At 70.6% G+C, this 15346-nt stretch carries 10 protein-coding genes; 7 read left to right on the top strand and 3 right to left on the bottom strand.

Features of this window, described 5'->3' with window-relative positions; all coding sequences use genetic code 11:
• Window positions 1-91: 91 nt before the first annotated feature.
• The 3 genes from torA to DXK32_RS23455 are packed head-to-tail and all read right to left on the bottom strand — an operon-like array spanning window position 92 to window position 4844.
• Window positions 92-2560 carry a trimethylamine-N-oxide reductase TorA gene (gene torA, locus DXK32_RS23465; protein ID WP_114860713.1) on the bottom strand — a complete coding sequence of 823 codons (2469 nt, stop codon included), beginning with the start codon at window positions 2558-2560 and terminating at the stop codon, window positions 92-94.
• Window positions 2561-2571: 11 nt separating this feature from the next.
• On the bottom strand, window positions 2572-3219 hold the full coding sequence (locus DXK32_RS23460) for a TorD/DmsD family molecular chaperone (RefSeq protein ID WP_114860712.1): 648 nt from the start codon (window positions 3217-3219) through the stop codon (window positions 2572-2574).
• Window positions 3216-4844 carry a c-type cytochrome gene (locus DXK32_RS23455; protein ID WP_114860711.1) on the bottom strand — a complete coding sequence of 543 codons (1629 nt, stop codon included), beginning with the start codon at window positions 4842-4844 and terminating at the stop codon, window positions 3216-3218. Before DXK32_RS23455 ends, DXK32_RS23460 begins: the two co-directional genes overlap by 4 nt.
• A 203-nt stretch (window positions 4845-5047) precedes the next feature.
• On the opposite strand from DXK32_RS23455, the gene DXK32_RS23450 reads away from it, so the two are divergent.
• The 7 genes from DXK32_RS23450 to DXK32_RS23420 form a co-directional block, all read left to right on the top strand.
• Window positions 5048-7372, top strand: a complete 2325-nt coding sequence (locus tag DXK32_RS23450) for a hybrid sensor histidine kinase/response regulator (protein ID WP_205215814.1) — start codon at window positions 5048-5050, stop codon at window positions 7370-7372.
• A complete protein-coding gene (locus DXK32_RS23445; protein ID WP_162801322.1) occupies window positions 7369-8058 on the top strand; it encodes a response regulator transcription factor in 690 nt (229 codons plus the stop codon). The genes DXK32_RS23450 and DXK32_RS23445 overlap by 4 nt, the downstream gene beginning before the upstream one ends.
• A 167-nt stretch (window positions 8059-8225) precedes the next feature.
• Entirely contained in the window at window positions 8226-8732 is a 507-nt protein-coding gene (locus DXK32_RS23440; protein WP_040137678.1) for a sigma-70 family RNA polymerase sigma factor, read from the top strand.
• Complete coding sequence (locus DXK32_RS23435; protein ID WP_114860709.1) at window positions 8732-9679, top strand: FecR family protein; 948 nt, start codon at window positions 8732-8734, stop codon at window positions 9677-9679. Before DXK32_RS23440 ends, DXK32_RS23435 begins: the two co-directional genes overlap by 1 nt.
• Before the next feature lie 112 nt (window positions 9680-9791).
• Complete coding sequence (locus tag DXK32_RS23430; protein WP_114860708.1) at window positions 9792-12302, top strand: TonB-dependent siderophore receptor; 2511 nt, start codon at window positions 9792-9794, stop codon at window positions 12300-12302.
• Entirely contained in the window at window positions 12302-13552 is a 1251-nt protein-coding gene (locus tag DXK32_RS23425) for an efflux RND transporter periplasmic adaptor subunit (protein ID WP_247877307.1), read from the top strand. Before DXK32_RS23430 ends, DXK32_RS23425 begins: the two co-directional genes overlap by 1 nt.
• A partial coding sequence (locus DXK32_RS23420; RefSeq protein WP_114860706.1) for an ABC transporter permease occupies window positions 13549-15346 on the top strand: 1798 nt, incomplete at its 3' end. The genes DXK32_RS23425 and DXK32_RS23420, both read left to right, overlap by 4 nt.

Here is a 15346-nt window from a genome sequence, read left to right as displayed (position 1 = left end):
GCGGCGGGCCCCACTCCGTGAGACGGACATGTGGGTTGCCGCCTCGTGATCCCGGGTCGGTCTCAGAGACCGTTTGGAAACGCCCCGGTCCTCACGCCGGCTGGCTGAAGACCACAACGGGCGGCAGGCTTCCTTTGAACCGCTCCACCTCGGCGACCCCGGTGTGCCCGCAGTTGGCCTGCGCCAGCTTCGAGGTCGACAGCCCGGTCGTCAGGTTGTTGACGTCGCCGTACCGGCACAGGCTGCCGATTTCCCGCGCGTTCGCCGGGTCGAACCAGCCCCCTTCGTTGATGCGGATCACGCCGCGGCAGATGTCGTCGGTGATCTTCAGACCGGCGAGGATCTGGCCACGGTCGTTGAAGACACGCACCACGTCACCGTCCGACAACCCGCGCGCCCGTGCGTCCTCCGGATTCATCCAGCAAGGCTCACGGCCTGCGATGGCGTAGCTCTGCCGATTGACGGTGCCGCAGAGCTGGGAGTGCAGGCGCATCTGCGGGTGGTTGGCGGCCACATGCAGGGGATAGCGGGTCGTCGGTCCGTCCAGCCGCTCGACCGGCTCCATCCAGGTGGCGTGCGGCGGGCAATCGTCGTAGCCGTACTTCTCGATGGCCGTCGAATACAGCTCGAACTTGCCCGACGCCGTTCCCAGCGCGTTCAGCAGCGGATCGGCGCGGAAGTCGGCATGGCGCACGAAGTCGGCCTGCTCCTTGCCGAGCGGGAAGGCCAGCGGCTTGTTGCTGTTCCAGAAGACGTCGAAGACCGGCATCTCCATGCCCTTGGCGCGGGATTCGATCTTGGCCGATTCGTAGATCCCGCGGATCCAGTCCATCTCGCTGAGGCCCTGGGTGAAGGCGTAGCCCTTGCCCAGCTTGTCGGCGATGGCGGCGAAGATGTCGAAATCGCTGCGCGCCTCGAACACCGGGTCGACGATCTTCTTCATCGGGACGATGTGGCTCAGGGCGTAGTCCCCGACCTGCTCGATGTCGTTGCGTTCGTAGGACGTGGTCGCCGGCAGCACGATGTCGGCGTGGCGGGCCGACGCGGTCCATTGCACATCCTGCACGATGAAGGTGTCGAGCTGGCGCCACGCGCGCAGCATCTCGTTGCGGTCCTGCTGGTGGGAGAACGGGTTGCCGCCGGCCCAGTAGGCGAGCTTGATCAGCGGGAGCGTGATCTCATGCCCGTTGAACGCCATCGTCTTGCCGGGATTCAGCAGGGTCTCGACCAGACGCGAGACCGGGATCGACACCGCTCCGCTCTGCGACAGCCAGGCCGCCCCGTCGCTCGCCTGACCGGAGGCATCGTCGATCGCCTTGAGGATCGGCGTCGTGTGGGTCGGCGCTCCGCCGGAGGCGTAGTGATAGCTGAGGCCGTAGCCGCCGCCCGGCAGGCCGATCTGGCCCAGCATGGCGGCCAGCGTGATCAGCATCCAATGGATCTGTTCGCCATGATGCTGGCGCTGCGTCGAATAGCCGAGCGCCAGCATGGTCCGCTTGGCGGCGAACCGGCGGGCCAGATCGCGCAGCGTGTCGGCGGGCAGGCCGCAGATGCCGGCGGCCCAGTCGGCGCTCTTCGGCGTCCCGTCGGTCTTGCCCAGCAGATAGGGCAGGAACTTGTCGAAGCCGTTGGTGTAGCGGTCGAGGAAGTCCTGATTGTGCAGCTTCTCGGTGTAGAGGGTGTGGGCGATGCCGAGCATCATCGCCACGTCGGTCTGCGGACGCGGCGCCAGCCATTCGCCGTTCAGCTCCTGGCAGGTCTCGGTGCGGATCGGGTCGATGCACAGGACCTTGGTCTTGGCCGCCTTCATCAGCGCGATGCCGGGCCAGGCGCCATGGTCGGCGACCTGCCAGGAGATTTGCGAGCTGTTGAGCGGGTTGCAACCCCAGAAGACCATCAGCTCGCAATGTTCGGCGAGGTTCTTCCAGGTGGTGCACTGCTCATACACCTCGATCGAGCCTGACACGTAGGGCAGGATCACCTGCGCGGCGCCGGTCGAATAGTCGCCGGAGCTGTTGGTGTAGCTGCCGGTCAGGTTCAGCATGCGGCGCAGCAGCGTCTGGCAATTGTGCAGCTTGCCGGGGCTCTTCCAGCCATAGGAGCCGGCGAACACCGCCTGTTGGCCGTGTTGGGCGCGGACGCGGGTGATCTCCCCGGCGACGAGTTCGATGGCCTTGTCCCAGCTCACGCGGACGAAATCGCCGCTGCCGCGCCCGTCCGGATCGGCGCCGGGGCCCTGTTCCAGCCAGGCGCGGCGCACCATCGGGTAACGGATGCGCGATTCCGAATAGATCGAGTCCATCACGCCGGGCAGCTGCGGCGACGGCGCCGGATCGCCTTCCCACGGGATGAATTCGGTCACGCGGCCGTCCGCGACCTGTCCGTAGAAGACGCCCCAGTGGCAGCCGGACAGGATTTTGCGCGGCGCCGCCTGCGCGAGGGCGCCGCGGGCGAGCAGCGGCAGGCCGGAGAGGCCCAGCGCCGCCGCCGAACCCTTGAGGAACGTCCGTTTGGAAAGCCGCGGACCGCCGGTCATCGTCAAGTTCTTTGTCGTGTTCATGGTCTGACCTTTCAGATCGCTGCGGCTGCACCGTCATGGGCGACCGTCGCGGAGCCGTCCGCGGCCCGGTCGAGCAGTGAGAGCAGGAAGCGCGCGAGATTGCCGTAATAGCCGACGCCGTCGGCCCTGATGAGCGCCCCGGCGAAGCGGCCGGTCCAGACCCGCATCTGGTCCAGCAGATCGGCGACCGTCGCGGTCCGCCGCTGCCGCATCGCCTCCGCCAGCGCCGCCAGCTGGATCGCCACATGGTCGGGCGGTTCGGCGCAGTCCGCCCCGACCCGCATGTCGAGATCGCGCAGCGCCGCCCGCATGCGGTCGACGGCCGGGCCGCAGAGCCGCCCGGTGCCGTCCCACAGGCTGGCGTAGGGCGGAACGGACCGCTGGCGGAAGATGCCTTCGAACAGGGCGGTGTGCCGCCGCTGCACCGCCAGGGTCACCTCCGCGGCCGGACCGGCGGCAAGCAGCTGGCAGAGGGCGTCCGCCGCGGCGGGCTGGCCGAGCTCCTCGCCGAACCGGCGCAGGGCGATCTGCCCCGGCACCGTGCGCGCCGCCTCGACCTGCTCGATGGTGGGGGGCGACAGGAACTGCCGGGCCAGCCAGTCGGCGACCGGAGCGAGGTCCGGCCCCCCGGAAACGGCGTGCGTCGTGGCTCCGCTCATTTCGCCGCCTCCTTGCCGTTCGGACGCAGATCCTTCGAGTGGTTCTGCAGGTAGGTGAGGATCAGCCGGTACTGGTCGTCGTTGAAGGAGGTGAAGCGCTTCATCGCCTTCAGCGTGCCGACCCACTGGTTGGCGGTGAAGTGCTGCTTGTCCGGCAGCACGTGGCAGGCGGAGCACGCCTTCTGGTAGGTCGCCTGGCTGTAATCCCACAGCGCCTTGCGGTCCGCGTTCAGGTTGGCGGCGTCGGACCACAGGGTGACCTCGACCGGGACCCAGGACTGGCCGGTGTCGGCGTCGGTTTCCGGCTTGCCGCGCTTCACGGCCGACGCCGCCGCCCCGTCGAGCACGGCGAGCATCACGCGATGCCCCTTCGACTGATAGACGACCGACGGCGCCTCCGCCATCTGCCAGCCCTTCAGCACCAGCTCCAGCCGGTCGGCGTTGCGGGCGGCGACATGCACCGGCGCGCCGCCCAGCAGCTTGCCCTGTTCCGGGGCCGACCCGCCGACACCGGCCTGATCGAGCCACACCGGCTTGGTCCCCACCACCCAGGCGTCGCCGCCCTGGGCGATGGCCTGCTCCGGCGTGGTCGGCAGCGTCGGCGCGGCGACGACGGCGTTGCGGAGCATCACCAGCGTGTCGGTCCGGTTGGGTTCCGGCATGCCGGGCGCGGGCTTGTGGACGGCGGGCAGATGCTTCAGGTAGACGGCCATCGCCAGCAGGTCCTCGCGCGGAAGCTGCGCGGTGTTCTTGACGACCTCCGCCATGTCGCCCGCCGCCGTGCGGCCGATGGGGCTGACGCCGGTGTGCAGGTAGTTGGCGATGGCGTTGACCGACCAGAAGCCGATCCCCGTCTCGTCGGGGGAGATGTTGGGGAAGTAGTCGACGCCGTCGGGGGACTTGCCGCCGCCGTAGCGCTGGCTTCCGATCACGTTCCCCATCAGGCCGCGCGACGAATGGCATTCCGCGCAATGGCCCGGCCCCTCCACCAGATATTCGCCGCGCCGGTACTGGGCCGCGTCGACACCGGCCGGAACCGGGCTTTCCTCGCCGCGCTTGCCGTCGAGGAAGGCCAGCCGCCAGACGCCGACGCCGCGCCGCATGGCATAGGGGAATTTCAGCTCGTGGTCCTGCACCTTGTTGTCGACCGGCTGGAGGCTGCGCAGATAGGCGTAGAGATCGCGCACGTCGGTGCCGGTCATCCGCTGGTACGACGTGTAGGGAAAGGCCGGATACAGGTTCCGCCCATCCGGCCAGGCGCCGCCCGGTCCGACGCCCTCGCGCAGCGCGCGGTCGAACTGCGCCAGCGTCCAGCCGCCGATCCCGGTCTGCGGGTCGGGGGAGATGTTGGGCATGTGGAACACGCCGAACTGCGTGTCGAGCGCCCAGCCGCCGCCGAGGACGGTGTCGTCCTCCTGGCCGGGGGTCTTGTGGCAGGTCGCGCAGTCGGAGGCGACGAAGACCTTGCGCCCGTTGGCGAGGTCGGCTCCGCCCTCGTCCGGCAGGGTCCGGCCCGGATGGGTGGCGGACCATGTCCACGGCGAGGTCAGCACCACGAAGCCCAGCACGCCCAGCAGCGCCGCGCCCCCGGTGAGACGGTAAAGGGTCCTGCGATGAAGTGCCATGTCGTGTGCTTCCTTCGAATGGTACCGACCGATGGAAGCAGCGTAGCGACGGGGGAGGCCCCATAGGCGTCACGCCTGTGAGCAAGATGTAAACGCGATGTAAACGACGACGCCCTTTACACCGGCCGCACCGGCCGTAAGCTGGCCGTCTGGAGCCGGGGTCGGGAGCCTCGGACGCTGCAACGGCCGAGGGATGGGTGCGGATGAACCGGCGGGTCGAGTGGTTGGCCGACGCCCTTCGGGCCGAATGCGACGCGCTGGTCGATGAGATCATCCGGCTGGCCAAGCAGAAGGGCTATGCCGACCAGACCAGCTCCATGCGGGCGGCCTGGACCGAAGCCACCGTGGCGCTCAACGACAGCCTTGCCGCCTATCTGTCCGATCCGTTGCGCCGGGATGGGCACAGCGGCCACAACAACTATCGCACCGACCCGCGTTTCGACCGGCTCCGCCACATCGCGCAGGCGCACCACGACGCGGGAATCCCGCTGGAACTGAACAACGGCTTGCTCAAGCTGTACCGGCGCGCCTATCGCAACCGGCTGGGCGACCTGCCGGACGGCGCGCGGGAGTTCGGCGGCGACGGCGACAGCGACGGCGCCTTCCGGGCGAGGCTCGACGATTTCTTCGACGAGGTCGAGCTGGCGATGTTGGCCCCCTGGGCGGTCGTCGCGCCGCAAGAGGCGGCGTTGAGCGACAGCCTGCGCCGGCTGACCCGCGAGCGCGACCAGTATTTCGCCGCGCTGGAAAGCCTGCGCAACCCGGTGTTCATCCTGGAGGAGGACGGCGAGCTGCTGACCGCCAACCAGGCGGCCCTGCAATTCTTCCTGGACATGTCGGAGGCCGGCGCCCTGACCTACCGTCTGGCCCTGCAACCGCACCGCAGCGAACTCCAGGCGGTGGTGGACCAGATCGTCGCCACCCCCGGCACGGAATGGCGTTCGATCTGGATGCAGACCCGCCAGGGCAGCCGCTGCTTCGACATCCGCCTGCGGACCGTCGAGGACACGGTGCACAAGCTGGAACGCTGGCAGATCATGCTTCTGCACGACGTGACCGAGCATCATCAGGCGATCGGCCGGGCGCGCGAGGCGGAGCGCACCATGTCGCTTTTCCTCGCGGCGATGTCCCATGAGATCCGCGCGCCGCTCCACAGCGTCCTGGGCGCGGCAAGCCTGATGAAAGGGGCCAGCCCGGACAAGCAGGAGGAGCTGGTCGGGCTGCTGGACATCGCGGCGCGGTCGCTGAACACGACCCTGGAGAATGTGCTGAGCTTCTCGCGCTTCGAGCATCAGGCGCCGCAACCGCGCCCGGTCGCGGTGTGCCTGCGCGAGGCCCTGGGCGATCTGGTGCGGATCAAGGACATTCCCGCCCGCCGGCAGGGCGTGCCCCTGCGGCTGGAGATGTCGCCCGACCTGCCGGAGCATGTCCGGCTGGACTGGTCGATGACCCAGCAGGTCCTGGGCAACCTGATCCAGAACGCCCTGCGCCACGACGACGGCCGCGGGGTTCTGGTCGGCCTGCGGGCGGAGGACGGCACGCTGGTCTTCCAGGTCGCCGACCATGGGCCGGGCATGCCCGAGGAGATCCGCGACATGCTGGCGCACGAGCCCGCCGGGTTGCGGCCGCGCCGGACGGGACAGAACGGGTGCGGGCTCGGCCTGGCCATCGCGCAGCGGATGACGCTGGCTCTCGGGGGCCGCATCGCCGTCCTCGACCCGGCGGAGGGCGCCGCCGTCGAGGTGCGCCTGCCGCTGGCCGCGGCATCCCCGGCGGAGCGGCCCGCCCGCCCCGGCGCGCCGGAGGACCGTCTCCACCAGAACTGCCTCTTGGTCGACGACGACCCGATCAACGCCCAGGTCACCGCCGCCATGCTGGAGCGCATGGGCCTGTCGGTGGACCACGCCCAGACCCTGGAGCAGGCGCGCGCCCTGCTGCTGGCGGCCCCGGACGCCTATGGCGTCTTCCTCCTCGATTACCGGTTGCCCGACGGCACCGGACCGGACTTCGCCCGCGAGATCCGCCGCGATCCGGCGTTGGCGGAGGCCTCGATCATCCTGTTGAGCGCCAACGCCGATTGGGTCCGCGCCTCACCCGAGGACGCCGGGCTGTTCCAGGCCATCCTGGAGAAGCCGCTGGACGCGACCGCGCTGGGAAAAGCCATCCACGGCAAGACGGCGCGCCCGGCGGCGGGCGCGGGCGGCGGGCTGCTCGACGGCCTGTCGCCGACCGCCCGGCGGCGGATGGCGGAGGCGTTCACCCGCGGATGGACGGAGTTCCGGACGATGCTGGAGGCTGCGGACCCGGCGGAACGGAACGCCGCCCTCGCCGCCCTCGCCCACAAGCTGGCGAGCGGAGCGGCGACCTTCGGCCTGGACGCAATCGCCGGCCGGCTGCGCCGGATCGAAGCGGCGCACGAGGATGGCGCCGTCGACGCGGCGACGCGGGCGAACGAGCATGGCGCCCTGCTCGCATGCTCCCTGCCGCCGGATTGGCGGGACCGCTTCGCGGAGGACGCCTCAGCGTGACCGAGACCGCCGACATTCTCCTCGTCGACGACGACGTCCTGATCCAGCTGATGGTCGAGGATGTGGTCGCGCAGATGGGGCACCGCTTCCATTGCGCCGCCGACGGCGCCCAGGCGCGGGCCGCGCTGAAACGGCAGCGGTTCGATCTGGTGATCCTGGACCGCCGGCTGCCGGACACCGACGGCCTCCTGCTCGCCCAGACCATCCAGGCCGACGCCAGGGCGCCCTTCATCGTGCTGTCCAGCCTGTCGGCCTCGCACGACCAGCTGCTCGGCCTGGGGCTGGGAGCCCTCGACTACATCTGCAAGCCGGTCGAGCCGGCCCTGCTGCGGGCGCGCATCGCCAAACACATCGACGCGCCGCGCGAAGCGCCCGAGGACAGGGTCGTGACCGTCGGCACGGCCCTTCAGCTCAACACCCAGACCCGGCGGCTGTCGGTCGACGGGCGGACCGAGGTCCTGTCCCCGGCCGAAAGCCGGCTGCTCGTCCATCTGATCCACACGCTCGACCGGCCGTCGGACCGGCTGGAGATCAGCAAGGCGATCTGCGGGCGGGAGTGGGTGTATGGGGACCGCACCGCCGACGTGCTGGTGTCGCGCCTTCGCCGCCGGCTGGCGGGAAGCGCGGTGGAGATCGTCACCGTCCATGGGCTCGGCTATCTGCTGACCGTCAAGCCGGAGGGGTAGGTCAACGACGGCGCAACGCCCCTCGACAACAGGACGTTCGCCGGCCGCCACCCCCTCACCGTCTCATGGCAAAGATTTGTCCTCCCATCGATCTATCGATTGCGAATGATTCGCATTCATGATTAGGAGTGGCCTTCACGGTTCTGGGAACGGGTGTTGCCGAGGTCATGGCTGAACGAGACCGGTCTTCCCTGCTGGGTCTGCTGCTCGACCATTACGAGGAGATGACGGGCCATCTGGCCCGGCGCCTGGGGTCGCTGTGCCTGGCCGAGGACGTCGTGCAGGACACCTACCTGCGCCTGCGCAGCCTGACCGCCCTGCCGGAGATCGACAACCCGCGCTCCTACCTGTACCGCATGGCCGACAACATCGCGCTGGACCGGATGCGCGCGGAAGCCCGTCGGGGGCGCCGCTTCGCCCCGGCGGAGCTGGGTCTCGACCGGCCGCTGGACGAGCCGGACGCCGAGGCGACGCTGGAGCACAAGCAGCGGCTGGAGCGGCTGAGCCAGGCCATGGCCGAACTGCCGCCGCGCTGCCGGGAGGTGTTTCTGCTTCACAAATTCGATGGCTTGAGCCATGCCGACATCGCCGCCCGCCTCGGCATCTCGCGCAGCATGGTGGAGAAGCATGTCATGAAGGCCCTGGCCCATTGCCGCGACCGGCTGGCGCTGTGATGGAGCGCGATCGCGACCAGCCGGACTTACCGGACACCCCGCGGGACGCCGCCCTGGCGTGGTTCGTGCGCCTGGAGTCCGGCGACGCCGACGCGGCGGACCGCCGGTCCTTTCACGCCTGGCTGGCGCGGGATCCGGCCCACCGCCGCGAATACGACCGGCTGGCCGGGCTGTGGGGCGATCTGGACCGGGTGCCCGATCCGCGCAAGGACCGCCGCGCCGCGCCGACGCGCCGCCGCTTCCTGGCGTTCGGCGCCGTCGGCGGTGCCGCCGCCTGCGCCGCGGCGCTGGGCGGCGTGACCGTCCTGACCGGCTGGCCGGGCGATCTGAGGACCGGAATCGGCGAGCGGCGGACGGTGGCGCTGGACGACGGCTCGGTCCTCACCCTGGACGCCGACAGCGCGCTGTCCGTCGCCTTCACCCCCGCGGAACGGCGCGTCCGTCTGACCGGGGGGCGGGCGCATTTCGTCACCGCTCCCGACCCGGGGCGCCCCTTCGTCGTCACCTGCGCCGACGGGCGGATCGCCACCGCCGACGCCCGCTTCGTGGTGCACCGCTGCCTGGACTCCGTGGTGGTGGCGGTGGAGTCCGGAACGGCCAGCCTGACCACCGGGATGGCGCCCCCCCTTCCCATCGCCGCCGGACAAAGCCGGTCCTATGGCCCCGATGGTCCCGGCCCGCTGCTGAGCCAGGGCGTGGCGGTGGAGAACGCATGGCGGCACGGCCGGCTGGTCTTCCAGGGGCAGCCGCTCGACGCGGTGATCGCCGATCTCAACCGCTATCACCCCGCCCGCATCGTGCTGTGGGACCGCCCGCTCGCCGGCCTGCGCTTCGACGGCAGCGTGGACATCAGCCGGCCGGACGCCGCCCTGAACGCCATCCTCCGCACGCTTCCCTTGCGCACGCTGCGCCCCGTTCCCGGTCTGGTCATCATCCGTTCCATCTAGCCGGTCCGCATCAAATTTTTTCAAAATCAAGGTGAGGTGGTTCCCGCCGGACAACGTCGTGACTTGCATACACGAAAATGCAACTCATTCGCAAAATGACGGGGTCTTGGTGATGATTGATGTTGGGGGACGCCGGCTGCGGGGGCAGACGGCGCGCGGGAACACGGTGCGGGGGAACACGCTGCGGGGCGGTTGGACTCCGGCGCTGTTGGGCATGCTGCTGGCGTCGACCGCGCTGCACGGCGCCCTGGCGGCGCCCGTGACATCCCATGAGGCGCCCGCGCAGGTGGCCCAGCAAGGCCGGACCGTCAGCTTCGCCATCGCCGCCGGCCCGCTGCCCGGCGTGCTCGCCGCCTATGGGCAGGCCACCGGCTTCCAGGTCCTCTACCCCTCCGACATCGCGCAGGGCGTGTCCTCGCCGGGGGTGACCGGCACCCTGGCGCCGCAGGACGCGCTGATCCGCCTGCTGGCCGGCACCGGCCTGATCGCCCGCTTCGTCGATCCCGACACGGTGACGCTGGAGAAGCTGCCGGCCCAGTCCGGGGGAGCGGCGGTGCTCGACCCGGTGACGGTCCAGGGCGGGCTGTCCGGCGACCCCGGCCGCAGCGAGGGAACCGGGTCCTACACCATCGGATCGACCAACAGCGCCACCAAGCTGAACCTGTCCCCGCGCGAAACGCCGCAGTCGGTCAGCGTGATGACCCGCCAGCGCATGGAGGACCAGGGCCTGAACGAGATCCGCGACGTGCTCAACCAGACGGTGGGCGTGACGCGGATGCAGCGCGGCGCGATGGGCAGCGACGGGGACGAGGTCTACGCCCGCGGCTTCCCGGTGACGAATTATCAGGTGAACGGCATCCCGCGCTCGACCGTGTACGGGTTCGACGACTCCATCTCCGACATGGCGGTGTTCGACCGGGTCGAGGTTGTGCGCGGCGCCTCCGGCCTGCTGAACGGCATCGGCGAGCCGTCGGCCTCGGTCAATCTGGTCCGCAAGCGCCCGACCCCGACCCTCCAGGGCTACGCCGAGGGGCAGATCGGGTCCTGGGAGCGCTACCGCGGCGAGGCCGACCTGTCGGGTCCGCTGACCGGGAACGGCCGCCTGCGCGGGCGCGTCGTCGGCGCCTATCAGGACAACGAGAGCTTCATCGACCGCCTGCACGGGCGCAAGAAGGTGCTCTACGGAGTCCTGGAGGCCGACGTCACCGACGACACCACCTGGACGGTCGGCGTCGAGTACCAGAAACACCGCTCCGACAACGCCTCCAACGCCGGTTTCCCGCTGTTCTACAGCGACGGGACGAAGACGGACCTTCCCCGCTCCTACAACAGCGGCGCCCGCTGGGCCTACCACATGCACGACAACCTGACGATCTTCAGCGAGCTGAAGCACCGCTTCGGGGACGGCTGGACGGCGACGCTGAACGTGGAGCGCAACAACCGCGAGTACGACAGCCTGCTCGGCTTCGGCACCCGCGGCGACCTGAACCGCGACGGCACCGGCATGGGCGTCTGGGCGGGCCGCTGGAATTCGGACCTGGAGCAGACTTCCGTCAGCGCCGACCTGAACGGCGGCTTCGACCTGTTCGGGCGGCGGCACGACCTGATGGCCGGCGTGAGCGGCTATTACGCCAAGCGCGAGGGGCTCAGCCATCCGCTCTGGTACATTCCCGGCTACGATCCTTCGATCTCCAACTACTTCACCTGGAACGGCAGCATCGCCCAGCCGACGCTCAACCCGACCGGCCGGTCGCAGACCGACGAGCGGCAGATGGCCGCCTACGCCGCGACCCGCCTGCGCCCGCTCGACGCGCTGTCGGTCATCCTCGGCAGCCGCATCAGCCGGTGGGAGCAGATCGAGAAGAGCAGCCCGAACGCGGGAGCGGGAAGCTACAGCAAGCGGGCGGAGAACGGCGTGTTCACGCCCTACGCCGGCGTCGTGCTCGACCTGACCGACATCTGGTCGGTCTACGCCAGCTACACCAGCATCTTCAAGCCGCAGAACTACAAGGACGCCAGCGGCCGGTCCCTCGACCCGCTGGACGGCGACGCCTACGAGGCCGGCGTGAAGGCCGAGTTCTTCGGCGGCGCCCTGAACGCCAGCGCCGCCGTGTTCCTGATCAAGCAGAACAACCTGGGCGAGGTCGATCCCGGCCGCTTCGCCCCGGACGGCACGCAGGCCTACCGAGCGGTGAAGGGCGCGGAAAGCAAGGGCTTCGACCTGGAGATCGCCGGCGAGGTGATGGCCGGCTGGCAGGTCGGCGGCGGCTACAGCCACAGCGCGGTCAAGAACGCCGACGGCCAGCGGATCATGACCTATGTGCCGCGCGACAGCGTCAAGCTGTTCACCACCTACCGCCTGTCGGGCGCCTGGGACCGCCTGACGGTGGGCGGCAATCTCCGGTGGGAAGGCGACGTCTACGCCGGGACCGGCGCCGAGCGCTACGACCGCGACGGCTACGCGGTGGTCGATCTGATGGCCCGCTACCAGATCACCGACAAGGTGTCGGCCACGCTGAACGTCAACAACCTGTTCGACAAGAAGTATCTGAGCAACATCGACGTCTCCGGCTATTACGGCGAGCCGCGCAACGTCCTGCTGTCCCTGCGGGCGACGTGGTGATGACGGCGCGGCGGTCGGCGGCGGCTTCCGGTTCCCGGCGCGGTGTCCGCCGCGGCCTCGCCGCCGCCGCGCTGGTGCTCGGCGGGCTGGCCTCCGCCGCCCTGCTGCGCCCGGCCGATCCCGCCGCCTTGGCGGAGGTGGCGGTGGTCGGCCGCGGCACGGTCGAGGACACGGTGACCGCGCTCGGCAAGATCCAGCCGCGCGCCTACGTCGATGTCGGCGCTCAGGTGTCCGGCCAGTTGACCCGGCTGCACGTGACGGTCGGGCAGATGGTCCGCGAGGGCGATCTGCTGGCCGAGATCGACCCCGCCCTTCAACAGGCCAAGGTCGAGGCCGGGCGCGCGGAACGCGCCCGCCTGACCGCCCTGCTGGCCGAGCAGCGGGCGCGCGCCGACTTCGCCGAGGCCCAGCTCGCCCGTCAGGCGGCGCTGCGGCGCAGCGGGTCGGGGCGCGGCGAGGCGTACGACCAGGCCCGCATGGAGGCGCGCATCGCCGCCGCCCAGGTCGAGGCCACCCAGGCTCAGATCCGCCAGACGGACTCGACCCTCCAGGCCGACGAGGCGCAGCTCGGCTACACCCGCATCTACGCGCCGATGAGCGGCACGCTGATCGCGGTGGACGCCCGCCAGGGCCAGACCATCAACTCCGCCTACGAGGCACCGGTGCTGATGAGGATCGCCGACCTGTCGGCGATGACCGTGTGGACCCAGGTGTCGGAGGCCGACGTGACACGGCTGAGGGACGGCATGCCGCTCTACTTCACGACGCTCGGCCATCCCGGACGGCGCTGGACCGCGCGCCTGCAGGAGATCCTGCCCGCCCCGCCGAAGCCGCCCGCCTCGGCCAACGGCGGTTCGTCCGCCACCGGAGGCGGCGGCTCCGCCAACAGCGTCGTGCTCTACACCGCGCTGTTCGAAATCGCCAACGACCGGGGGGAGCTGCGCCCGGACATGACCGCCCAGGTCTTCTTCGTGGCCGCCGCGGCCAAGGACGCCGTCACGGTGCCGGTCGCCGCCCTGAACCCGGTTGCCCCGCCCCCGGCCGCCTTGACACCGTCCGACGAGGCGGCGGAGCGGCACCGCGTGACGCTGATCGGCAGCGGCGGCGCCATCGAGACCCGCGAGGTCCGCGTCGGGGTGCGCGACCGCTTCAACGCCCAGATCCTGGATGGGCTGGCCGAAGGCGAGCGAATCGTGGTCGGCTGGAAAACCGACGACGGCCGCCCGCCCAAGATCGGGTTCCGGCTGTGAGCGGCCCGCTTCTCGTCCTGGAGGACATCCGCAAGACCTACACCAGCGGCGGCCCCGGCGGCGGCGGCTTGGCCGTCGAGGTGCTGCGCGGCGTTTCCCTGACCGTCGAGGCGGGGGAGTTCGTCGCCATCGTCGGCAGTTCCGGCTCCGGCAAGTCGACGCTGATGAACATTCTCGGCGGGCTCGACCGCCCGACCTCCGGACGCTACCGCGTCGACGGGCGCGACGTGACGGCGCTGGAGGGCGACGAGCGGGCGGCGCTGCGGCGGGACGGCTTCGGCTTCGTCTTCCAGCACTACCATCTGATCCCCGGCACGACGGCGCAGGAGAATGTCGAGATGCCGGGCCGCTACGCGGGCCTGCCCGCCGCGCTGCGCGAAGGCCGCGCCGTGGAGTTGCTCGGCCGCCTGGGGCTGGAGGAGCGGCGCCATCACCGCCCCAACCAGCTTTCGGGCGGCCAGCAACAGCGCGTGTCGATCGCGCGGGCGCTGATGAACGACGCCCCGGTGATCCTGGCCGACGAGCCGACCGGTGCCTTGGACAGCGCCAGCGGGGCGGAGGTGGTGGCGCTGCTGCGCGAGCTGTCCGCCGCCGGGCGCACGGTGATCCTCATCACCCACGACCGCAAGGTGGCGGAGGCCGCCGGCCGGGTGATCGAAATGCGCGACGGCCGCATCGTCGCCGACAGCGGTCGCCCACCCCCGTCACTGGCGGCCCCGTCGCCGGCGGCCCCCTCCCCCGCCCCGGCGGAGCGCCCGGACGCCGGCGCCTCCCTGTGGACCGACGCGGCGGAAGCCCTGTCGGCGGCGCTGCGGTCGCTGGGCGCCAACGGCTTCCGCACGGCGCTGACCCTGCTCGGCATCGTCATCGGCGTGGCCTCGGTGATCGCCCTGCTCGCCATCGGTGAGGGCGCCAAGCAGGCGGTGATGGCGCGGGTCGGCGCGCTGGGGGTCAATCTGGTCTATGTCGTGGCGGGCAGCGGCGACCCCCGCCTGCCGGCCACGCCGCTGACCGAGGCGGACGGCGAGGCCATCCTGGACTTGCCCAACGTCGAGAGCGTGATGCCCTTCCTCGCCGCGCCGGTGATGGCCCGCCACGGCAACATCGACCACCGCACCGAAGTGCTGGCGACCTCGGCGTCGCTGCCGCTGACCCACCGCTGGCCAGTCGCCCAAGGGGCCTTCTTCACCCGCGCCGACGAGCGGGCCGGGGCGGCGGTGGCGGTTCTCGGCCACCGCGTCGCCGAACGGCTGTTCCCGCGCGGGGAGTCGCCGCTGGGCAAGCATGTGCTGGTGAACAACATTCCCTTCCTGGTCACCGGCGTGATGGCGCAGAAGGGCGACCTGACCGGCAACCAGAGCACCGACGACTGGGTGTTCGTGCCGCTGTCCACCGGCGTGCAACGGCTGATCGGCAAGCCGGACCTGGAGTTGATCCTCGTCTCGGTGCACGACGTGGGGCGGATCGCGCAGACCCGCGACGCCATCCACGCCCTGATCGCCGGGCGTCACGGCCAGGAGGATTTCCAGATCCACGACGGGACCGCGCGCATCCAGGCGGCGGCGGAGACCCAGGACACCATGACGCTGCTGCTCGGCTGCGCCGCGGTCATCACGCTGCTGGTCGGCGGCATCGGGGTCATGAACATCATGCTGGTCAGCGTGACCGAGCGGACCCGCGAGATCGGCATCCGCATGGCCGTCGGCGCCCGCGCCGCCGACATCGAGCGGCAGTTCCTGATGGAGGCGGCGCTGGTGGCGGGGTTGGGCGGTCTGGCCGGGGGGGCGCTGGGGC

Origin of the sequence: Azospirillum brasilense (assembly GCF_003349955.1) — a bacterium.
GTDB classification, from domain to species: domain Bacteria; phylum Pseudomonadota; class Alphaproteobacteria; order Azospirillales; family Azospirillaceae; genus Azospirillum; species Azospirillum brasilense_B.
This window is presented reverse-complemented; position numbering and strand designations above follow the sequence as displayed.

Coding starts and splice junctions, on each gene's coding strand:
- DXK32_RS23455 (WP_114860711.1), bottom strand. CDS start 4,844: ATGGCACTTCATCGCAGGACCCTTTACCGTCTCACCGGGGGCGCGGCG.
- DXK32_RS23425 (WP_247877307.1), top strand. CDS start 12,302: ATGACGGCGCGGCGGTCGGCGGCGGCTTCCGGTTCCCGGCGCGGTGTC.
- DXK32_RS23460 (WP_114860712.1), bottom strand. CDS start 3,219: ATGAGCGGAGCCACGACGCACGCCGTTTCCGGGGGGCCGGACCTCGCT.
- DXK32_RS23440 (WP_040137678.1), top strand. CDS start 8,226: ATGGCTGAACGAGACCGGTCTTCCCTGCTGGGTCTGCTGCTCGACCAT.
- DXK32_RS23435 (WP_114860709.1), top strand. CDS start 8,732: ATGGAGCGCGATCGCGACCAGCCGGACTTACCGGACACCCCGCGGGAC.
- torA (WP_114860713.1), bottom strand. CDS start 2,560: ATGAACACGACAAAGAACTTGACGATGACCGGCGGTCCGCGGCTTTCC.
- DXK32_RS23450 (WP_205215814.1), top strand. CDS start 5,048: ATGAACCGGCGGGTCGAGTGGTTGGCCGACGCCCTTCGGGCCGAATGC.
- DXK32_RS23430 (WP_114860708.1), top strand. CDS start 9,792: ATGATTGATGTTGGGGGACGCCGGCTGCGGGGGCAGACGGCGCGCGGG.